This window comes from Lentzea miocenica (assembly GCF_033949945.1).
Lineage (GTDB): Bacteria > Actinomycetota > Actinomycetes > Mycobacteriales > Pseudonocardiaceae > Lentzea > Lentzea miocenica.
This window is the reverse complement of the sequence record NZ_JAXAVW010000030.1, coordinates 119404-139778: the sequence shown is the minus strand read 5'-3', so window position 1 is coordinate 139778 and position 20375 is coordinate 119404. Positions and strand designations below refer to the sequence as shown.

At 69.4% G+C, this 20375-nt stretch carries 25 protein-coding genes; 10 read left to right on the top strand and 15 right to left on the bottom strand.

Features of this window, described 5'->3' with window-relative positions; translation table 11 throughout:
- Positions 1-167 precede the first annotated feature (167 nt).
- Positions 168-1178, top strand: a complete 1011-nt coding sequence (gene gap, locus SK803_RS32530; protein ID WP_319969979.1) for a type I glyceraldehyde-3-phosphate dehydrogenase — start codon at positions 168-170, stop codon at positions 1176-1178.
- A gap of 44 nt (positions 1179-1222) precedes the next feature.
- Here the strand turns inward: gap and SK803_RS32525 are convergent, their stop codons facing one another.
- Complete coding sequence (locus SK803_RS32525; RefSeq protein ID WP_319969978.1) at positions 1223-1738, bottom strand: flavodoxin domain-containing protein; 516 nt, start codon at positions 1736-1738, stop codon at positions 1223-1225.
- 123 nt (positions 1739-1861) lie between these two features.
- Between SK803_RS32525 and SK803_RS32520 the strand changes: the two genes are divergently transcribed.
- The 3 genes from SK803_RS32520 to SK803_RS32510 all read left to right on the top strand — a co-directional run bounded on the left by SK803_RS32520 (position 1862) and on the right by SK803_RS32510 (position 4137).
- The gene (locus SK803_RS32520) at positions 1862-2356 is read left to right on the top strand and encodes a flavodoxin domain-containing protein (protein ID WP_319969977.1); all 495 of its coding nucleotides are present in this window, start codon (positions 1862-1864) and stop codon (positions 2354-2356) included.
- A gap of 53 nt (positions 2357-2409) precedes the next feature.
- Complete coding sequence (locus tag SK803_RS32515) at positions 2410-2961, top strand: DoxX family membrane protein (RefSeq protein ID WP_319969976.1); 552 nt, start codon at positions 2410-2412, stop codon at positions 2959-2961.
- Between the two features lie 261 nt (positions 2962-3222).
- Entirely contained in the window at positions 3223-4137 is a 915-nt protein-coding gene (locus SK803_RS32510) for an aminotransferase class V-fold PLP-dependent enzyme (RefSeq protein ID WP_319969975.1), read from the top strand.
- Here the strand turns inward: SK803_RS32510 and SK803_RS32505 are convergent.
- The 8 genes from SK803_RS32505 to SK803_RS32470 form a co-directional block, all read right to left on the bottom strand.
- A complete protein-coding gene (locus SK803_RS32505) occupies positions 4104-4367 on the bottom strand; it encodes a metal-sensitive transcriptional regulator (protein ID WP_090072999.1) in 264 nt (87 codons plus the stop codon). The two genes, SK803_RS32510 and SK803_RS32505, sit on opposite strands and share 34 nt — an antisense overlap.
- A gap of 58 nt (positions 4368-4425) precedes the next feature.
- Positions 4426-5277, bottom strand: coding sequence for a sulfite exporter TauE/SafE family protein (locus SK803_RS32500; RefSeq protein WP_319969974.1), 852 nt, complete (start codon positions 5275-5277; stop codon positions 4426-4428).
- Positions 5278-5282: 5 nt separating this feature from the next.
- On the bottom strand, positions 5283-5858 hold the full coding sequence (locus SK803_RS32495) for a rhodanese-like domain-containing protein (protein ID WP_319969973.1): 576 nt from the start codon (positions 5856-5858) through the stop codon (positions 5283-5285).
- The gene (locus tag SK803_RS32490; RefSeq protein ID WP_319969984.1) at positions 5855-7258 is read right to left on the bottom strand and encodes an MBL fold metallo-hydrolase; all 1404 of its coding nucleotides are present in this window, start codon (positions 7256-7258) and stop codon (positions 5855-5857) included. The genes SK803_RS32495 and SK803_RS32490 overlap by 4 nt, the downstream gene beginning before the upstream one ends.
- A gap of 188 nt (positions 7259-7446) precedes the next feature.
- Positions 7447-7827 carry a GNAT family N-acetyltransferase gene (locus SK803_RS32485; protein ID WP_319969972.1) on the bottom strand — a complete coding sequence of 127 codons (381 nt, stop codon included), beginning with the start codon at positions 7825-7827 and terminating at the stop codon, positions 7447-7449.
- Between the two features lie 184 nt (positions 7828-8011).
- Positions 8012-10273: a heavy metal translocating P-type ATPase gene (locus SK803_RS32480; RefSeq protein ID WP_319969971.1), complete on the bottom strand. Its 2262-nt coding sequence runs from the start codon at positions 10271-10273 to the stop codon at positions 8012-8014.
- Entirely contained in the window at positions 10270-10767 is a 498-nt protein-coding gene (locus tag SK803_RS32475) for a universal stress protein (RefSeq protein ID WP_319969970.1), read from the bottom strand. The genes SK803_RS32480 and SK803_RS32475 overlap by 4 nt, the downstream gene beginning before the upstream one ends.
- 165 nt (positions 10768-10932) lie before the next feature.
- Positions 10933-11127 carry a DUF1918 domain-containing protein gene (locus SK803_RS32470; protein ID WP_319969969.1) on the bottom strand — a complete coding sequence of 65 codons (195 nt, stop codon included), beginning with the start codon at positions 11125-11127 and terminating at the stop codon, positions 10933-10935.
- A gap of 146 nt (positions 11128-11273) precedes the next feature.
- On the opposite strand from SK803_RS32470, the gene SK803_RS32465 reads away from it, so the two are divergent.
- Entirely contained in the window at positions 11274-11720 is a 447-nt protein-coding gene (locus tag SK803_RS32465) for a universal stress protein (RefSeq protein ID WP_319969968.1), read from the top strand.
- Between the two features lie 55 nt (positions 11721-11775).
- On the opposite strand, the gene SK803_RS32460 is transcribed toward SK803_RS32465, so the two are convergent.
- The 4 genes from SK803_RS32460 to SK803_RS32445 form a co-directional block, all read right to left on the bottom strand.
- Entirely contained in the window at positions 11776-12396 is a 621-nt protein-coding gene (locus SK803_RS32460) for a universal stress protein (protein ID WP_319969967.1), read from the bottom strand.
- 136 nt (positions 12397-12532) lie between these two features.
- Positions 12533-12640, bottom strand: a complete 108-nt coding sequence (locus SK803_RS32455; RefSeq protein ID WP_319969966.1) for a universal stress protein — start codon at positions 12638-12640, stop codon at positions 12533-12535.
- Positions 12637-13206, bottom strand: coding sequence for a CBS domain-containing protein (locus SK803_RS32450; protein WP_319969965.1), 570 nt, complete (start codon positions 13204-13206; stop codon positions 12637-12639). The genes SK803_RS32455 and SK803_RS32450 overlap by 4 nt, the downstream gene beginning before the upstream one ends.
- A gap of 26 nt (positions 13207-13232) precedes the next feature.
- Positions 13233-13925, bottom strand: coding sequence for a hypothetical protein (locus tag SK803_RS32445; protein WP_319969964.1), 693 nt, complete (start codon positions 13923-13925; stop codon positions 13233-13235).
- Positions 13926-14053: 128 nt separating this feature from the next.
- On the opposite strand from SK803_RS32445, the gene SK803_RS32440 reads away from it, so the two are divergent.
- From SK803_RS32440 to SK803_RS32430, 3 genes are all read left to right on the top strand, one after another.
- Positions 14054-14323: a DUF1876 domain-containing protein gene (locus tag SK803_RS32440; RefSeq protein WP_319969963.1), complete on the top strand. Its 270-nt coding sequence runs from the start codon at positions 14054-14056 to the stop codon at positions 14321-14323.
- 10 nt (positions 14324-14333) lie between these two features.
- A complete protein-coding gene (locus SK803_RS32435; RefSeq protein ID WP_319969962.1) occupies positions 14334-14561 on the top strand; it encodes an SHOCT domain-containing protein in 228 nt (75 codons plus the stop codon).
- An 80-nt stretch (positions 14562-14641) separates the two neighbouring features.
- Complete coding sequence (locus tag SK803_RS32430) at positions 14642-15295, top strand: response regulator transcription factor (RefSeq protein ID WP_319969961.1); 654 nt, start codon at positions 14642-14644, stop codon at positions 15293-15295.
- On the opposite strand, the gene SK803_RS32425 is transcribed toward SK803_RS32430, so the two are convergent.
- Positions 15292-16971, bottom strand: coding sequence for a GAF domain-containing sensor histidine kinase (locus tag SK803_RS32425; RefSeq protein ID WP_319969960.1), 1680 nt, complete (start codon positions 16969-16971; stop codon positions 15292-15294). The genes SK803_RS32430 and SK803_RS32425 overlap by 4 nt on opposite strands.
- Before the next feature lie 135 nt (positions 16972-17106).
- Here SK803_RS32425 and SK803_RS32420 point away from each other — a divergent pair, with 135 nt between their 5' ends.
- On the top strand, positions 17107-18111 hold the full coding sequence (locus SK803_RS32420) for an Acg family FMN-binding oxidoreductase (protein ID WP_319969959.1): 1005 nt from the start codon (positions 17107-17109) through the stop codon (positions 18109-18111).
- Positions 18112-18116: 5 nt separating this feature from the next.
- On the opposite strand, the gene SK803_RS32415 is transcribed toward SK803_RS32420, so the two are convergent.
- Positions 18117-19490, bottom strand: coding sequence for an MBL fold metallo-hydrolase (locus SK803_RS32415; RefSeq protein WP_319969958.1), 1374 nt, complete (start codon positions 19488-19490; stop codon positions 18117-18119).
- A 153-nt stretch (positions 19491-19643) separates the two neighbouring features.
- Between SK803_RS32415 and SK803_RS32410 the strand changes: the two genes are divergently transcribed.
- Entirely contained in the window at positions 19644-20336 is a 693-nt protein-coding gene (locus SK803_RS32410; RefSeq protein ID WP_319969957.1) for a universal stress protein, read from the top strand.
- The last annotated feature ends 39 nt before the right edge of the window (positions 20337-20375 follow it).

Sequence of the window (20375 nt, the reverse complement as noted above, 5' to 3'; positions counted from 1 at the left end):
ACCCGAGTTCGCCGAGAAGCTCGTGGAGTTCGGCATCACCTCCATCTCGGTGAACGTCGACGCCGTTCCCGCGGCCAGGGCCGCGATCGGCTCAGCCGAACGCCGGCTGCTGCTGCGCCGCGCCCACTGAACGCGCACAGCGCCGCACGTGACAACAGGAGACCATCATGCCGGTTCGCGCAGCCATCAACGGATTCGGTCGCATCGGGCGGGACGTGCTGCGCGCCGCCATCGACCGCAACGACACGGCGATCGAGATCGTCGCCGTCAACGACATCACCACGCCGGAGACCCTGGCACACCTGCTCGCCTACGACTCGACCTACGGGCCGTGGCGCAGGCACGTCTCCACCGAGGGCAACACCATCACGGTGGACGACCACAGCATCCTGGTGACCAGCGAGGCCGACCCGAAAGGCCTCAACTGGGGGCTGCTCGGCGTCGACATCGTCATCGAGGCCACGGGCCGGTTCCGCACCAGGGAGACAGCCGGTGTCCACATCGAACGCGGCGCGCGGAAGGTCCTGATCACCGCGCCGGGCAAGGACGTCGACGCCACCATCGTGCTGGGAGTCAACGACGACGTCTACGAGCCGGGCTCCCACCACATCATCTCGAACGCGTCCTGCACCACCAACTGCGCCGCCCCGATGGCGGCCGTGCTCGACGAAGCGTTCGGCATCGTCGAAGGCTTGATGACCACGATCCACAGCTACACGGGCGACCAGGCGTTGCTGGACCGGCCGCACAAGGACCTGCGGCGGGCACGCTCCGCAGCCGTGAACATCATCCCGACGTCCACCGGAGCGGCCCGTGCCATCGGGCAGGTCATCCCGTCGCTCGAAGGAAAGCTCGACGGGCTGGCGGTGCGGGTGCCGGTCGAGGACGGCTCGCTCACCGACCTGACGGTCCGGCTCTCCGAACCGGCCACTGCGGGCCAGGTGAACCGAGCGTTCGCAGAGGCGGCGGCCCGGCACCTCAAGGGCATCTTGCGTTACACCACCGATCCCGTCGTGTCGCGGGACATCATCGGCGATCCCGCGTCATGCGTGTTCGACGCGTCGCTCACCAAGGCACAAGGTCACGTGGTGAAGGTGATGGGTTGGTACGACAACGAATGGGGCTACGCCAACCGCACGGTGGACCTCGCGGACCGCATCGCCCGCACCTTGCCGTGAGTCCGGTCGTGTGTGGTTTCCGTCGCTCGGGCAACGGAAACCGCTCACGACTTCTGCTCAGCGAGCGCGGCGGCCATGGACGCGCTCCAGTTCTCGATCGCGTCCCAGTCGCGGAAGTCGCCGAACCTGCCGCCCATGGCGCGGAACAGCAGCGCGCCGAACTTTCCGAACGTGGCCGCGGTGATCACGCCGGTGAACAGGCGGTGTTCCACCGGGGTGACGTCCTCGATCAGGTCCGCGAGGATGTCCGTCTCCTCCAGCATCGCCCACCTGCGGAACGGGCCGCGCAGCGCGTCGGGCAACCCGACGCTGAACAGCCACACCGGCTTGCCGCGCAGGCCGCCGCGGTTCTCGGTGAGGAAGTCGGCAGCCGCCGGCAACCAGGCCTGGTCGTGCACCGCGCTGCCGATCACAAACGCGTCGTAACCCGCCACGCCGGTGATCTCCTCGACCGAGCGCAGCACGACGTCGTGTCCGCGCGCCAGCAATGCGCCTGCGATCCACTCGGCGATGCCCGCCGTTGAGCCAGCGGCACTCGCGAAGGCCACCAGAACTCTCATCACTGCCTCCTCTGCCACCTCCAGGATCGCCTGTTCTGAAGAGCGACTTCAGTAGCCAGCGTCCCGGCTCAGGTGAGCAAAAGGTCCCTGTCCAAGCTGGATCGACAGGGCGAAAGTGTTGGTATGGCTGAAATTCTCGTCGCATACGCGACCAAGATGGGTGCCACCAAGGAGATCGCCGAGGCGATCGCGGCACGGATCCGCTCGGCCTCGCACGAAGCGACCGCGCTGGACGCCGCGGAAGTCAGCTCGGTCGAGCCGTACAAGGCGGTCGTGCTGGGCAGTGCGCTCTACGCCGCGCGGTGGCGTCCGGAGGCGGTGAGGTTCCTGCAGCGCAATGCCCCCGCACTCGCCAGGAAGCCGGTGTGGCTGTTCCACAGCGGTCCGCTCGGCGCCGACCTGTCCGCGCAGAAAGCGCCGCGCAAGGTGCGCGAGCTGGCCACCCGCATCGGCGCCGACCAGCCGACCACCTTCGGCGGAAGGCTCACCCCGCAGACCGCTGTCGGCTTCTTCGCCAAGAGGATGGCGCAAGGCAGCATGGCGGGCGACTACCGCGACTGGGACGCGATCGAGCTCTGGGCGAACCACATCGCCGAACAGCTCGTCGCCGCGCGCTGAGGCCACTCGTTTCCGAATCTGACCAGCGAAGCCAAACCAATTGGGAGGTAACGATGTCCGCAGTTCAAGTTCCCGTCAGGACCCGCGCGGACGCGGGCGCGATGTCGCTCGCGGTGCTGCGCATCGCGACCGGACTGTTGTTCCTGTGGGCGTTCTTCGACAAGGCTTTCGGCCTCGGCTACGCGACGCCGGAGAAGAACGCGTGGTTCTCCGGAGGGTCGCCCACCAAGGGCTTCCTCGGCAACGTGCACGTAGGCCCGTTCGAGTCGACGTTCCGTGCCTGGGCCGGTGCGTGGTGGGCCGACACACTGTTCATGCTGGGACTGCTCGCGATCGGCGTTGCGCTGGTGCTCGGAATCGGCCTGCGCATCGCGGCGATCGCCGGCGCGCTCATGATGCTGCTCATGTGGGCGGCGGAGTGGCCGCCGGCCCAGCACAACTCGCTCGGTGAGGCGACGAGGTCAACCAACCCGCTCATCGACTACCACATCGTCTACGCGCTGGTGCTGATCGTCGTCGCGGCCACCGCGAGCGGCGCCGTCTGGAGCCTGGCCCACTGGTGGTCCGGCCTGCCGCTCGTCCGGTCGAACCCCTGGCTGAAGTGACGACGACTCGAAATGGGGCGCCGCATCCGCGGCGCCCCATTTCCCTTTGCCTAGCCGGCGGTCTGGACGCGATCCATCTGTTCGGCGAGCCCTGGCCGGACCAGGAGCACGGGGCACGGGGCACGGCGCGTGCCGCACGAGTGCCTGGTTCGTCGAGCCGAGCACCATCCGCGTGCGGGAGAGCACACCAGGCCGCGGCGACCACAAGGACGCTGTTTTCCTCTCACCGCACAAGTTCGTCGGTGGCCCGCAGACCCCGGCGTGCTCGTGGTCCGCCGGGAGCTGGTCACCAACGCGGTGCCGACCGTGCCGGGCGGTGGCACGGTGGCTTTCGTCCGCCCGAACGGCCACCGCTACCTCGACGACCCGGTCGCCCGCGAGGAAGGCGGCACACCCGCCATCGTCGAGTCCATCAGGGCCGGTCTGGTGTTCGCGCTCAAGGACGCCGTGGGCACCCGGATCATCCAGTCCCGGGAAGAGAGCCTTTGGCGACACGCCCTCGCCAGGTGGGAGGAAGAACCCGGGATCGAGATCCTCGGCAACCACCGCGCCGCCAGGTTGTCGATCGTGTCGTTCCGCATCCGGTCCGGTGAGCGGTTCCTGCACCACGACTTCGTCGTCGCGGTGCTCAACGACCTCTTCGGTGTCCAGTCTCGCGGAGGGTGCTCGTGCGCCGGACCGTACGGACACCGTCTGCTCGCCATCGACACCGAGCACTCGAACGGCTACGACCACGAGGTCGCGGTCGGCTGCAGCGGCATCAAACCAGGCTGGGTGCGACTGAACTTCAACTACTTCATCACCGACGCTGTTCGCGACTACCTGGTCGAGGCCGTACGACTGATCGCCCGGTACGGCCACCGCCTGTTGCCCGACTACGTCTTCGACCCGCACACCGGACTGTGGACACACCGCTCCACAGCGGCCATCCCATTGGGGCTGCCGGATCTGCGCTCTGCCGCGACCACGGACTTTTCCGCCTTCCCATCCCACGCAGGCGAAGCGGTACTGGCCACACAACTGAACGACGCCCTGCACCTGCTCGCCGCTCGCGCAGATCTGATCGACGACGGACCCACCGGACTGCCAGAGGACTTCGAGGCGCTGCGCTGGTTCGTCCTGCCGCCGGTGTGCCTGCTCGATCAGGCCAGCGCCAGGAAGAGCTTCTCCAGCTGAGCCCGGTCGGCCACCGACTGCTCGGAGCCGTCGGAGATGCACTGCTCCAGGCCGCTGGCGATCAGCTTGAAACCGGCCCGGTCCAGCGCACGGGAAGCGGCCGCCAGCTGCGTGATCACGTCCTTGCAGTCACGCCCGGACTCGATCATCTGCACGAGTCCGCCAACCTGGCCCTGGACTCGTCGCAGCCGCTTGACCACGTCCGCGAGGACGTCTTCGTTGAGCTCCACCCGTTACCTCCTTCAGTACCCCCCAGGGTACCTGAGTGCAGGAGTTCCAACCGGTGCGTCACTCAGGGCCGCCACCCGCCGTGACCTTGCGACGCCTGCGAAGAACGAGCCATGCGCCGCCCGCACCGGTGGCGGCGAGCAGAGCCGCGACGATCCAGGCCGCCCCCGGCAGCTGCTGGGCGAGGACGAAGCCGCCCATCACGAGCACGAACCAGCCGAAACCTGTGCGCAGCAACGTCTCCGGGATCAGTCCGGTCAACCTGCCGCCGACCAGGCTGCCGATCACCGCGGCGACGGTGACCATCACGGCGAGCTTCCAGTCGATGTGGACGGTCGCCAGATAGCCCGCAAGCCCGGCGAAGGACTTCATCGCGATGACCACCAGGGACGTGCCCACGGCGATCGCCATGGGCAGTCCGCCCAGCAACGCCAGCGCGGGCACCACGAGGAAGCCGCCACCGGCGCCGACGAGGCCGGTGACCGCACCGACCGCGAGGCCTTCGGCGACCACCCGTCCGACCGGCAGTTCCCCGTGCGGCTTCACCGGGGCACCGTCGCGGCGACCGCGGATCATCGCCGCCGCGGTCGCGATCATCATCACCGCGAAGCCCACCAACAGCCAGGTGCCGGGGATCAGCTCCGCGAGCCGGCCACCGCCATACGCACCGGCCATGCCCGCCGCGCCGAACACCAGCCCAGTGCGCCAACGCACTCGTCCAGCCCGTGCGTGCGACATGGCACCCACAGCGCTGGTCACACCCACGACGAACAACGACATCGCGATCGCCTGCTTGGGTTCCTGCCCGGCGACGTAGACCAGGATCGGCACGGTCAGGATCGACCCGCCACCACCGAGCACACCCAGCGCGAGTCCCACGATCACCGCGGCGAGCAGCGTGAGCACCAGCATCCCGCTCACCCGCTCCGATCGCTCAGCGCGGCGACCACGGCCGTGAAGGTCGTGCGCGGGCCGCGGTTGTACGGCAGCTTGGCCAGCAACATGCCCATGACGCACGTGTTGGTCAGCGATGCGACCACCAAGCCAGCGCCGACCAGACCCGCGAGCCAGGTAACCGGCGGCACCAGCACACCCACGAGGACCGCAGTCAGCACGATCGCGCCGGCCACCAGCCGGACCTGACGTTCCAGGTCCCAGCGCGGTTCGCCGTGCCGCACCTCGCCGCCGGCCGCCTGCCACGCGACGATGCCGCCGCCGAGCAGCCGGAGGTTGGGCAGTCCGGCGGCCGCCAGTGCCTGCTCGGCCTCCACCGCCCGCCTGCCGGTCCGGCAGATCAGCACCACCTGCTCGTCCAGGTGCGCGCGCAGCTCGTCGCGGTGTTCCCGCAGCAGGTCCAACGGCACGTTGTAGGAACCGGGAATGTGCGCGGTCTCGAACTCGCCGGGCGTGCGCACGTCGATCAAGCGCGGACCGGCACCGGACTCCACCTGCCGCCGGAGCTGCGCGACATCGAGTTTGACCGGGGCGCTCACGCCGGGTCCTCCACCACGTCGAGGCCGGCATCGCGCACGGTGCCGAACCCGTCGTCCAGGTGTACGACCTGACGACCCGCCGCGGCCAGCACGCTCGCGGCGATGGAGGCCCGATAGCCGGACTGGCAGTGCACCCACACGACACCGCCGGGCACATCCGCCACTCGTTGCGGCAACTCGGGCAACGGGACGTGCACAGCACCGTCGAGGTGACCCTGCCGCCACTCACCGACCAGCCGAACGTCCAGCACCACGTCCGCCGGCGGCAGCCCGTGCGGCGGACGCCCGGCCCGTGCGGCGGCCAGATCCACGAACGTGGCCACGGCCAACTCACCCAAGCGGTCCTCCTTGTCAGCCCACTGTTCCGGTGTGCCGGTCGCGGCGGCCGCGGGACGGTCGATGCCGATCCGCGCCAACTCCCGCTGTGCCTGCGCCACCTGCTCCGCCGATTCACCGAGCAACGTGATCGGCGCACCCCACGGCGCCATCCAGCCCAGCCAGGTGGACATCGGCCCGTCCAGCCCGAAGCTCAGCGTGCCGACCAGGTGCTGATGAGCGAAAGCCTTGCGTGAGCGCAGGTCCACCACCCACTCCTGAGACTCGATCCGGCTCCGCAGCTCGGCGGGATCGGCGATCCGCGCGGGCGTCAGGTCGATCAGCTCAGCGCCCTGCGCATTGCGCACGCCCATGTGCGCGTAGTACGCGGGATAGGCGTCCAGCCCGGCGAGCATCTGAGCGACGAAGTCGTCCGCCTCCAGCCGCAATGCCGAGTTCGCGGCCTTCTCCCTGCCGATCGTGGACGACGGCGCGTCGGACTGCGTGGCCGAGCAGAAACTGCCGAACCCGTGCGTCGGCCACACCTCGGCGCCATCCGGAAGCAGGTCGGCCAACCGGCGCACAGAGGAATGCTGATGGTGCGCAAGGACATCCGCGTGCTGCTTGCCCAGCAGGTCCGTGCGACCGGTCGTGCCGAACAACAGCGACCCGCCGGTGAACACACCAGCCGGTCCATCTGAACCATGCAGGACGTAGGACACGTGGTGGAACGTGTGGCCTGGTGTGGCCAGCACGGTCAGCCGCATGCGTTCGGACAGCACGATCTCGTCCCCGTCGCGCGCCGGCAACCTCTCGAACGCGACGTCATCCGCCGCGGCGACGGCGTACACCGCACCGGTCAGTTTGGCCAGCGCGAGCCCACCGGACACGTAGTCGTTGTGCAGATGCGTTTCCACGACATGCGTGATCTTCACGCCGAGCCGGCCTGCCAGCTCCACGACGCGATCGACGTCCCGCTGCGGGTCCACCACGACCGCCACACGGCTGTCGTGTGCCAGGTAGCTGCGGTCACCAAGAGACGAGGTCGCCACGACCTCGACTATCAACGACATGATCATTCCCATCACTCGCACGGCCTGAGATTCGCCGGGAACCCCGACAAGGTACCCCCGGGGGTATCTTCCTTCACCGTACGCCTCGCGGCTACACGTCCGCAACTACCCCCGGGGGTATATGCCACACGCATGCCGGACCAAGCGGAACATCGCCCGGAAGTGCTTCTCCGGCCTGGTATCACACCTGCTGTGCCCGTTCACCGACTCCTCCCAGTCGTCCCAGGAACGGGTCGGCCGGCCGTGCTGGGGTGACGCCGATCCTGGCGTCCACCACCAGGCAGCGGTGACCGAAGCGGCTCTGGAAGGGGCGAAACGCACCTGCGCGGAACGTGGGCCAGGCTCGACACGTCCGCTTCCGCTTCGCGTTCGGCGACCGCGCCGAGTAGTCCGCAGAGCTCCAGGCCGAGGTCGACGCGGTCGGCCGTGAAGCGCCGCACGCCCCGGCCGCGTGCCGACGAGGCGAGGTGTTCGAGCAGCAACGTGCCGACTCCGTGCGCCTGCTCGGCGTGCGACACGACCAGCGCGATTTCAGCGCACGCAGGGTTGTCGAGCACCACGTAGCCGGCCGCCCCGAGCAATCGGCCCTCTCACAACGCGTCGAGCACGACGTGCCTCAGGTACTGGTCCTCGATCGGCAGCGAACGGTGCAGGTCCAGCAACGCCGTGACGTCGCCCGGTTCCAGCTCACGCATCCTCGACGACCGAGCCGTCGGTCAGAACTGCCCGCACCGGTACGAGTTGGCGGTCCATGTCGATCCTTCCTCAGCGGGGTTCCGCGAGCACGAAGTAGCTTTCTTCCTCCTGCGCGAAGTGCAGGCGGAGCACGGCATCCAGGCCGTAGAGGGTGGCGCGCAGGTCGTCGACCTGGTCCGCGGTCATCCCGCCGGGTTCGTCGAGGTGCCGCCCGAGCCGGCGCACCAGCCGTTCGATCTCGGCGTGGCCGCGGCTCATCGGCACGGTGGCGTGCTCGTCGCCGAACTCCGCCGTCAACGCCGGGTACAGCTCGTGCTCCTCAGCGCGTTCATGGGGCAGCAGACGCTCGATCACCAGCCGGTGGGCGTAGCGCACTGCTTCCGCCGCGTCCGTTGTCATGCCCGCGTGGAGTCCGTCCGCAGCCATGCGCACCGCGTCGCGCACGTCCTGCAACGCGGCGTGTTCGGCATCGAACCTGGTCAGCAATCCAGTAGTTCCTGGCCGCATCTCTCTGTGCCGCGGTGGAAGAAGAGCACGCAGCGAGTAGAGGATCACCGCGACGTCGATCGCCTCCTGGACCAGCGCACCGCCAACGGCGGGCAGGAGCCCGAAGGCGGCGAAGCCCATCGCCACGAGCGCCAGCCCCATACCGGCCGCCGCGCTCTGCACGGCGATTCGCTTGGCGTGTGCGGCGATTTCGACGGCATCGGCGAGCCGGTCGATGCGGTCGTCCAGGATGACCGCATCCGCGGCTTGGGCGGCCGCGGCACTGCCGCGGTTCCCCAGCGCGACCCCGACGTCGGCGGCGGCGAGCGCAGGAGCGTCGTTGATGCCGTCACCGACCATGATGGTGATGCCGCCGGACCGTTCCTCCCGGACCCGCGCGACCTTGTCCTCGGGGGCGCAACGAGCGACCACGTCGTCGAGCCCGAGCATCCCGGCGACGTCCTGGGCGACCGCCGGACGGTCTCCCGTCAACATGACGATGCGACGCAGGCCGGCCGCACGCAGCCGCCGCACGGTCCTGCCCGCCTCCCTGCGAAGGGGATCGCGGAGCAGCAGTGCGCCGACGAACTCGTCGTCGGCCTTCACCCACACCGGCGTCGCCGCGTCCAACCGCGCCCTTCCAGCCACCGCGCGTTCCCAATCCAGGCCAGGTTCCTCGTCCCGAGCGCCGACGAAGACGACCGACGGCCCGACACGTCCGGTGACCCCGTGGCCGGGGCGCTCGTGCACGTCCTCCGCCGGCTCCACCCGCAGTCCGGCGGTCCTGGCAGCCTCCACAACGGCAGATGCCAGCGCATGTGTCGAGAGCTGCTCGACCGAGGCGGCGAGACCGAGCACGCCCGCCGCGGTCCACCCGGGCGCGGGCACGACGTCCACCACCACGGGCCGTCCGACCGTCACGGTGCCGGTCTTGTCGAGCACCGCGATCCGCGCACTGCCCAACGCTTCCAGCGCTTGGCCGTCACGGAGCACGACTCCAACGCGAGAAGCCCGGGACATGCCCGCGGTGATCGCCACCGGCACGGCGAGGAGGAGCGGGCATGGGGTCGCGGTCACCAACACCGCCACCGCACGTGTCAGGTCGCCGCTCAGCACAGCCGCCAGACCGGCCACCAGCACTGCGATCGGCAGAAAGACCACGGCGATCCGGTCAGCGACGCGCACGACGGGCGCGCTCATGGCCGCCGCCTCCTCGGCCAGCCGCACCACGCCCGCGTAAGTGCTCTCCTGTGCCGTGGCGGCCGCCCGCACGTCGACCGCGGACCCGACCGCCACAACGCCGCTGCGCACACGTTCCCCGTGCAGCTGGGTGACCGGTTCCGGTTCGCCGGTCAGCGCGGACTCGTCGAACGTGGCATCGCCGAGCAGGGTTCCGTCCACGGGAACGACCTCGCCGGGGCGCACCACCACCTGGTCACCGGGCGCCACCGCGTCCACGTCAACTGAGCGGAGTCCGCCTGCCTCCCGCAACTGTGTCCGGCGCGGTGCTCGCTCCAGCAACGCGCTCAGGTCCCGCCGAGCCCGGCGCCGCGCGTAGTCGTCCAGTGCGTGCCCAGTCCCGACCATCACCGCTACCACGGCACCCGCGAGGTACTCGCCGACGACGAGCGTGCCGACGAGGGCGAGCACCGCCAGCACATCCGCACCGAACCGCTTCGCGCGCAGGTCCTCGATGACCCACCACACCGCGGGAATGACGGCCGCCGCGGTCGCGACGGCCCACCAGATCCGCGCAGTCGATGGATCCTGGAGCCACACCAGCCCTCCCGCGATGGTGGTGAGCACCACCGCGGTGACGAACAGGTGGCCGATGCGCGCTCTCACAGCAACGGCCCAGGCGTCAGCGGCGCAGCGTCGTCGACGGTGGGCTGCTCGGCCTTGGGTTCGCGGATGATCACCACCGGGCACAAGGCGTGGTGCACGCAGTAGGAGCTGACCGAACCCAGGATCGCCTCGGCGATCACTCCACGGCCGCGGTTGCCGACCACGAGCAGTTCGGCGTCCTTGGATGCTTCGACCAGCGCGCTCCTCGGGTCACTTTCGACCAGGATCCGGCGGATCTCGACGCCTTCGAAGCCCTCCACCGCGTGATCCAGCCCGGCCTGGGCCGCGGCGCGCATGGCCTCCGGCGACATCCCCATGACCACCTCGGCCGGCACCGCGCCGATGATGAACCCGGAGTCCGGGTGCCAGGCGGAGACGGCGTCGACCCGGCATCCACGCCGCCGAGCGTCCTCCACGGCCCATTCCAACGCCGCCCGCGCGGCGGCTGATCCGTCCACGCCGACCACTACGGGCCGGGATTCGTTCTCGCTCATGCAGTTCAGCCTCCCGCCCGGTGTGATCACCGGTGAGTGGCCGGGGTCCTGTGGGCCTCAGGACTTTCGTCCTGCCAGGCCATGCCGAGTGCCACTGCGGCCACCAGGGACGCCATCCACGCGGCGAGCGCGATCAGCCCAGCTCGCGACCGCGGTGTCCACGGTTCAGCCGGCCTCAGCGGCGACCACATGAGCGTCCGGTCCGGGGAACACCAGGGCCTCGTGCTCGGAGTCCAGCCATCTCACCAGGTACGGCGGTGTGCCGTCCTCGTGCCTCACGGAGAGGATGAGCCCTCGCCGACCGCGGTGGTCGGTCTCCGGTCCTTCGACGACCAGCCAGTCACCCGCTTTCGCCTTCATGGCCCACCTCCCGCTCGAGTCTCTTCGAGGGTTCGCCTCCCACGAGGGCCTCAGCAGTGCGGATGGGCTCGCCCTTGTCATGACGTTGGTCCCTGCCGACCGATGCAGCCGACAGCCACGCTCGTGATGAGCGATGGGAGTAGAAGATGAGGACACCTGTGATCGTGGTTGGCGTGGACGGTTCCGCGCAGTCGACTGCCGCGCTGCAGTGGGCGCTGGAGGAGTCCACGCGCCGCGGTGCCAGGGTGGAGGCGGTGCTGGCCTACTACCACGAGCCCGTGTTCGTGCCCGCGACCTCAATGGGCCTGCACCCCTACGGCGAGAGGCCACAACGGCATCCTGCACAAGAACTGCACGCCAACGTACAGCTGGCACGCGCGGCGTTGCCCAACGCTCCGGACGTCACCGAAGTCGTCGAGGTGGGCGACGCCGCAGACCACCTCGTCGAAGCCACCCGGCACGCCGAACTGCTCGTGATCGGCACGCGTGGGCACGGACCGGTCGTGGGCGCCGTACTCGGCAGCGTCGCCGCGAAGTGTCTGCGCCACGCGGAATGCCCGGTGGTGGTCATTCCGCCGCACGCCGTGAAGTAACAGAGACCGACGAGGCGGCCTCCCCCGTTTCGGGGAGGCCGCCTCGGTGTTCCTCTCATTCGGCGGGACGGACGATCGCCAGCGGGCAGGGCACGTGGTGGACGAGTGCCTGACTCGTCGACCCGAGCAACATGCCGGCGAACCCGCCGTGCCCGTGGCTGCCCACCACCACGAGCTGCGCCTCCGCGCCGTACCGCATGAGAGCGCGCACCGGACGGTCCCGCAGCACCACGCGGTGCACCTGGACGTCCGGGTACTTCTCCTGCCACCCGGCCAGGCGTTGCGCCAGCAGCCGCTGTTCCTCTCCCTCGACCTGGCCCCAGTCCACGGTGAACTTCGTGGCGCTGTAGGCGCTCTCCACCATGAAGTCCTGCCAGCACATGACCGCGGTCAACGAACAGCCGCGCATCGAGGCGCCCTCGAAGGCGAACGCCAGCGCGGCTTCGCTCGTCGGTGAACCGTCCACACCCACCACGACTGGACCGCCGGGTACGGACGTGCCCCGGATGACAACCGTCGGGCACTTGCCGTGTGCGGCCAGAGCGATCGCGGTCGAGCCGACCAGCAGGCCGGTGACGTTGCCGAGGCCCTGCGAGCCCAGAACCATCAGCCGGGCGTCGCGCGACTCCTCGATCAGCAGATGCGTCCCGTTGTCGTTGGAGACCTCGGTGGTCACCTCGACGTCAGTCGCCGCGGCGCCCGCTTCGGTCAGCCACCCGTGCGCTTGGCCTCGATGACCTGCCGGATCTCGTTGCCCGTCATGATGATCTCCAGATACCCCCTGACAGGTGAGGAGTATCCGTGTACCAGCCTCAGCGGGCGTGGTGGCGGGCGCATTCGTCGGCGGCCCACTTCACCGCGGCCAGGGCCGACGACGAGCCGTCGACACCGACCACGACCGGGGCAACGGGTCCCTTCATCGTTCTCCTCCAGTCAGAACGCGGACACGCAACACTCCGACCACTGAAGCGGCCAGCGCCGTTAGCACGCGTTGGGCCTCCTCATCGGCGTTCTCCGCGCCGACAACGGCTTCACCGTCCCGGACGACGACCGTCCACTTGTGACCACCGCCGTACATGTCGAGTACGCGTTGAGCTTCGGCCGCCACGGTCGTATCCGTGCGGGCGAGGACGCGCACGAGATCGCGCCGGGTGACGACGCCGACAACCTGGGAGCCGTCGACGATCGGCAGGCAACGGATGTGGTCGTCCACCAAGACGCGGGCGATCACGCTCCCCTGTGCGTCCGCGTCCATCGCGACCGCGGGAGAAGTCATCACCTCGCCCACGGTCTTGCCGCTCGCCTCGTCGACGTAGCCGTTGCGCAGGAGGTCCGCCTCGGTGACGATGCCGACAAGCCGCTTGTCGTCGTCGACCACCGGCAACGCGGTGAACCCGTGCGACACGAGCAGCGCTGCGGCGCCGCGCACGGGCACCTCCGGTGTCACCGTGATGGCCGGACTGGTCATGAACTCGCGAGCACGCATGGCGCTTCTCCCTTCCGGTTCCCACGCTAGGAACGGCTCGCGCCGGTGGACGCGGCCGTTGGTCCCGCACCATCCGGGTCCTTGGTGCCCACGAGCAGCAGCGCCTGAGGGAAGCCCGCAAGCCCGTGGCGTTCGATCAGTCCGGCCCGCCACTCCTGCCGGTGCATCAGGTGGATCACAGGACGAACCCGGAGGCCCGCCGACCGCGCCGCGAGCACGGCCGCCTGCAACGCGGCCCCACCTCGCAGGTGGTCGGGCCGGCCGTCGCCGACCGTGACCACGACGATCGTGTCGGCGTCGACGGGGTGGAGTTCGGTTCCTGCCCAGTGGTTGGCGGACACGAGGTCGCGGGCCTCACCGTCCGCCGTGCCCTCTGGCAGCAGCATTGCGCGGTGCTGGTTCAACTCCTCCGCGTCCGGCGGTTGCCGTTGGTCCGCCCGAACGATCGCGATCAGGTCCGGGTTCGAGTGGTCGGCGGGGAACACGACCTTGGCGTGCCAGCCGGCGGCACGGACCGCGAGCACGATGTGCTCCAGGGCGGCACCGCAGGTCAGCAGTCGATCCATCCCGAGCGGGTCGTGCAGCGACCTGTGTGCGACCTCGTAGAGGTAGACCGACCGGTTGTGCAGTTCCAGCACCCAGGGCTTACCCGTGCTGTACACGGGCGCCTTCCTGGCTGCTTCCACGATCTCCGCCGCTTCGGCGGCACTCCAGCGCATGCATCGACGATCCTGCCGGCGGTGCCACTCCGACAGGGCGGACAGCCTCGCCCGGCGCGGGTCGTTCGACTCTGCAAGCGGACACGAGCGGCGTTCCACGCTGGAGCCCCGAACGAGGAGGAGGTTCCATGAGCACCGCCAAGAAGTGGTCGGTCGAAATCCAGATCGACGAGCACGAGTCGCGGACCAGGGCGGAGGCCCGCCTGCACACCGCGGACAGGACACACCTGGTCGGCGTCGGCCTGGCCCGGCTCAACCCCGCGGACCGGGACGTGCCGGAGATCGGTGACGAGCTCGCCACGTCTCGCGCGCTGGCGGACCTCGCGCATCAGCTGCTGGAGACGGCCGCTGACGACATCGAGGGCGTCACCCGCGCACCAGCGACACTGAGCGATTGAGGAGCAGACGATGCACTGGTACTACGACACCCCGATGGGCTGGGGCGGCTTCGTGATGATGGCGCTGTTCATGCTGGTGTTCTTCGGTGGTCTGATCGCGCTCGGTGTGGCGATGCTGCGCCGCACCGACCACCACCACAGTGGCTCGGCGCTGCACATCCTGGAAGAACGGCTGGCCAGGGGCGAGATCGACACCGACGAGTTCGACCGGGTCCGCAAGACCTTGCGCACTCGTTGATCAGAGTCTTTGGTCCCTGTGTGCGACCATCCGGGTGAGGGATCGTTCAATTCGATGTCGTTGAGCGAGAGGTGGTAGCTGTGGTCGCGCGAGTCTTCCTGGTGGACGACCACGAGGTGGTCCGCGTCGGGATCAGGGAACTGCTCAGCGCCTCGGAGGATCTGGAGGTCGTCGGCGAGGCCTCTTCGGTCACCGAGGCGCTCACCAGGGTGCCTGCGGTGGCGCCTGACGTCGCCGTGCTGGACGTCCGGTTGCCCGACGGCAACGGCATCGAACTGTGCCGGGAGCTCATGTCGCGGCTGCCCGACCTCAAGTGCCTGATGCTCACGTCGTTCACCGACGACGAGGCGCTGTTCGACGCGATCATGGCGGGCGCTTCCGGGTTCGTGCTCAAGCGGATCGTCGGCGCCGACCTCACCAGCGCGGTGAAGACCGTCGCCGCGGGACAGTCGTTGCTGGACGCCCGGTCGACGTCGGCGCTGTTGAACCGGATCCGCCGTGAACGCGAGAACGGCGACCCGGTGCGCATGCTCACCGAGCAGGAGCGCACGGTGCTCGACCTGATCGGCGAAGGCCTCACGAACCGCCAGATCGCGGACAAGATGCACCTCGCCGAGAAGACGGTGAAGAACTACGTGTCGCATCTGCTGGCCAAGCTCGGCCTGGAGCGCCGCACCCAGGCCGCAGTCCTCGCCTCGAAGCTCGTCAAGGCCGCACCTCCCGACGAGGGCTAGTCCAACGGGACCTGCCAGGTCACCCGCGTGCCGCCGCCGGGTTCGTCCGCGATGGCGCAGGACCCGCCGTAGCCGGTCGCGCGCTGTTCCAGGTTTCGCAGGCCGCTGCGGGCGACCTGCGGCGGCATGCCGACACCGTTGTCCACCATGCTGATGATCAGCGTGTCGCCCGCCTCGACGGTCAGCGTCAGTTCGGTCGCGCGGGCGTGCCGTAGCGCGTTGCTGGTCAGCTCCCGGACCACTGCCTCTGCGTGCGCCCCGATGTAGTCGGGCACGAGGTTGTCGATCGTGCCGCTCATCCGCACCGCCGGCGTCACCGCTGCACCTTCGGTGAGCTCGGCGACGACGTCGAGCAGCCTGCGCCGCAACCCGGTGTCACCTGAGTCTGCCTGCAGGTCGAAGATCGACGTGCGGATCTCCAGGACGGTCTGGTCGAGCTGGTTCACGGCCTTCTGCACCCTGCGCTTCGCCTCCGGGTGGTTCACCCAGGTCAACGCTCCCTGCAGGCTCATCCCGGTGGCGAAGAGGCGCTGAATCACGTGGTCGTGCAGGTCGCGGGCGATGCGGTCGCGGTCCTCCAGCACGTCGACCAGGCGTCTGGCGTTCTGGTTCTCGGCGAACTCCAGCGCCACCACCGCCTGGTCGGCCAGCGACGCGAGCAGCGGCATGAGGTCGTGCCCGAACGACGCCGCGCCCTTCTCCCGCACGGTCACCAGCATGCCGATCACGGTCGTGCCCGCGCGCATCGGCACGACAACGCAGGCGCCCAGGCCGGTTCCCTGCGAACCGAACAACCCGTCCAAGTCCTCGACCAGCATCGGCGCACCTGACTCCAGGACCTCGGCGAGAACGGTCCCTTCGGGGTCGATCGCGCCTTCGACCAGTGGCCCTCCTGCCCGAGCCGCGGCGCGCAGCCGTTGATCCTGGGTTCCGGAGAGCAGGACGGCCACGCTGCTGGCCCCCGCCAGCTCCACAGCCCGGTGAACGATGAGCTGGAGCGCCTCGTCGGCCGAGGCACCACCCAGGAGCAGCGAGTTGATCTCGGCGTTCGCCTCCAGCCACCGCTCGCGCAACCGGGACCGTTCGAACAACCGCGCGTTCTCCACCGCCACACCGGCAGCGGCCGCCAGCGCCGCCAACACCACCTCGTCGTCCGGGGTGAAGTCGGTGCCGCCTGTCTTCTCGGTCATGTAGAGGTTGCCGAACACCTCGTGGCGCACGCGCACCGGTACACCGAGGAAGCTGTGCATCGGCGGGTGGTTGGGCGGGAAGCCGACCGAGGCGGCGTGCTCGGCGATGTCGTGCAGCCGGATCGCCCGCGGCTCCTTGATCAACAGCCCGAGCAGGCCCTTGCCCTCTGGCAGGTGCCCCATCTTCGACCGCGTCTCAGGGTCGATCCCGACGTAGACGAACTGGGAGAGGTTGTCGTGCTGGCCGAGCACGCCCAGCGCCCCGTAACGAGCCCCTACCAGCTCCACGGCCGCCTGGACGATGCGTTGCAGGGTCGAGTCGAGCTCCAGGCCGGCACCGACCGCCATCACGGCGTCGAGCAGGCCCTGCATCTTGTCGCGCGTCGAACCGATCTCGGACAGCCGCTCGCGCATCTCGTCGAGCAAGTCGTCGAGCCTCAACCCGCCCAGCAGACTGCGCGTCTGGTTCTCTGCTCGCCCTGTCATGGATCGAGCCTGACACGTGGTGGTTGCGCCGGGAAGCAGTCCCGGTCAGATAGAGCCCTTCGGCAGTGGGACCTTCGTCGCGCACGGGCGACAGTGGCGAATCCAGGTTCACCAAGTCAGACAACGGAGTGAGGGATGGTCGAGATGATCGCGGCGTTGGGGCTGGCACCGGACGAGGTGGAAGCGGTGCTGAGGTCCGCGTCGCTCGCGCCGTCCGTGCACAACAGCCAGCCGTGGCGGTTCCGAGTGCGGCCCGACCGCATCGAGCTGCACCCCGACCTCGATCGCAGGCTTCCGGCCACCGATCCGGACGACCGTGAACTGCGTCTGTCCTGCGGTGCCGCGTTGTTCAACCTCCGCATGGCTTTGCAGGGGTTCGGCGTCCGGCCGTTGGTCACCTTGCTGCCCGGCCACGTGGCGCCGGGCGCACTGGCGACAGTCCGGCGCGGCGGTGTGATCACCCAGGACGACGAGATGCGGGCGCTGCTCAAGGCCGTGCCCGCACGCCGGACCAACCGCCGGCCGTTCTTCGAGTCCGGTGTGGACGCACGGCAGCGTCACGCTCTGGTGCGTGCCGCCGAACTGGAACGTTCCTGGCTGCACATCGTCGGCGTGCGCGAGGAGGTCGCCAGGATGAAGGACTTCGTGCGACGCGCCCACCGGATCCAGCAGGAGGATGCCGCTGTCGTGGCCGAACTCAAGACCTTCACCGGGCACCGGCCCGACGCCGCGGACGGCGTACCGCCTGCGTCCGCCGGTTTCCGCCCCGAAGCGCAGGACGAGTGGATGTTCCGCGACTTCGACCCCGGACAGGGCCATGAACGCCCGTCCGGAAAGGACTACGAGTCCAACCCCCTGGTCGCGGTCGTGTGCTCCTTCTACGACGGGCAGCTCGGCGAGATCCAGGCAGGCCAGGCGATGCAGCGGGTGCTGCTGACCGCGACCACGCTCGGCCTGTCCGCGTCGTTCATGTCCCAACCGGTGGAGGTGCGCACCGTGCGCGAGGAACTGCGCCGCGCACTCGGTGGCATGCTCGTGCCCCAGACGGTGCTGCGCATCGGGTTCAGCACACCGGTCCCCGCGACGCCGCGGCGACCGGTCGCCGAACTGCTGATGGAACCCATGAGCTCCACCGGCTGAGCAGGTCACACCAGGACCCGCTCGCCATCCCTCGGCACCACGGCGGTCCACCCGTGCTCGGTGTTCAGCCGGTCTGCCAGCGTCGCGGCACTCTCCGGTTCACCGTGCACGACGTAGGTCGTGGCCGGAGCGGGTCCGGTGGTCGCCCACGCCAGCAGTTCGCCGGCATCGGCGTGGGCGCTGAACGCGTCGAGCACCTGCACCTCGGCCTTCACCGGCACGTACCGGCCGTGGATCTTGATCTCGCGGGCTCCGGCGACGAGCGAGCGGGCCCGTGTGCCCACCGCCGCGTAGCCGACGATGAGGATCGTGTGCCTGTTGTTGGGCAGCATGTGCTTGAGGTGGTGCAGAACCCGGCCGCCGGTCGCCATACCGGACGCCGAGATGATGATCGACGGCTTTTTCGGGTCGTTGGCCTGCATCGACTGGGAGGCCGTGTGCAGCTCGGCCAGGTGGCCGGGGTCGAACGCGTCCTCGCCGTTCATCAGGTCGGGGCGGATCTCCGGCCAGCTCTTCGCGACCGCCTGCCGGTAGACCCGCAGTGACGCCAGCGCCATCGGGCTGTCGACGAAGACCGGCAGGTCCGGGATCTCGCCTGCCCGCACCAGTTTGGCCAGTTCGACCAGGATGACCTCGGTGCGGTCGACCGCGAACGCGGGGATCAGCACGCTGCCGCCGCGTGCGGCCGTGCGCCGGATGGTCTCGGCGAACAACGCGGTGGCCGCAGCGTCGTCGTGCGGACGGTCGCCGTAGGTCGACTCGATCAGCAACGCGTCGCAGGCAGGCCTCGGCTGGGGCGGCTGCAGCACCCGATGTGCCGGTCTACCCAGGTCGCCGCTCACGACGACGCTGCGGTTGCCCAGGGTCAGGTGTGCCCAGGCCGAGCCGAGGATGTGGCCGGCGCGGCCGAACTCGAGGTCGACGCCGTCGGCGATGGAGCGAGCCGCCCCGAAGTCGATCGGCCGGAACAGCCTGGTGGCACGGTCGGCGTCTTCCGCGTCGTACAGCGGCAGCGCGGGCCGGTGCTTGGACCAGCCAGACTGGTTGGCTTGACGGGCCTCCTCCATCATCAGGTGCGCGCTGTCGGCCAGCACGATCGCAGCCAGGTCGGCCGTGCCTTCGGTGGTGAACACGGGTCCGCGCCATCCGTGCCGCACCACCACCGGCAGGTAGCCGCAGTGGTCCAGGTGAGCGTGGGTGAGCACGATCGCGTCGAGCCGGTCCAGGTCGAGCGGAGGCTGCTGCCAGTTGCGCCGCCGCAACGGGGCCAGCCCCTGGAACAGACCGCAGTCCACCAGCACCTGCGAGCCGCCGGTGTCGAACAGGAACTTGCTTCCGGTGACCGTGCCGGTGCCACCGAGGAACGTCAGCGTGCTCATCGTCGGGCCTCCTCGTGCTGGGAACCACACGGTCCTTCCTGAGCAGCCCGCCCACACAGCGGCACGAGGCCCGGCGCCACAAGGACTTTCGTCCCGCGCAGGTGTCCACCCTTCGCACTGGGAACCGCCTCCGAGCAGGGCGACCGTGGACGCATGGAACCTGTCGTGGTGATCGCAGACGGCTCTCCGTGGACCCAGGACGCCGAGCAGTGGGCAGCTGCACACGCGAAGCTCGTTGACGCCGACGTTGAGATGCGTCGGCCGGACGACGACTTCCACGCACAGCTCGTGGTCCTCGGCTATCAGGGGCGGACCGGCTCAGCGCTGGCGCTCGGCAGCCACGTTCTGCCCTTCGTGTGCGCCGTGGGCTGCGACGCGGTCGTGGTGCGGGGTACGACCGCCGCTCGACGCGGGCTGCACGGGCGCATCACCGCTCTCGTCAGCGGTGGACCCGACGACGCCGGCGTCATGGCTCGCGCCGTGGTCTTCGCCAAAAGCCACTGCGCGGCACTCAGAGTGCTGCACGCCGCGCCTCAACCCATCTTGCGCGAAGACCTGGACGAGGACCACAGCTGGGTCCTGGAGCGCTCGACCGAGCTGCTCGCCGGGTTCCCGCACACCGCCGTCCTCGTGCGCAGGCAGCCGCACGAGGCGATCAGCCGCTGCATCGACACCGACCTGATCGTCGTCGGGTCCGGCGACACCCGCACCTGCGGCGCCGTGACCAGAGCCGCGCTCCATCACGCTCCCTGCCCCGTGCTCGTGGCACATCGACCCGTTCAGGGGGAACACCGTGGCGTCCCTTCTCTTCCCGCTCCTCGCCGACCAGTTCGCACCACGGTGTGAGTTCAACCGCACCGACCACGTCGTGGTGGATGCCGATCC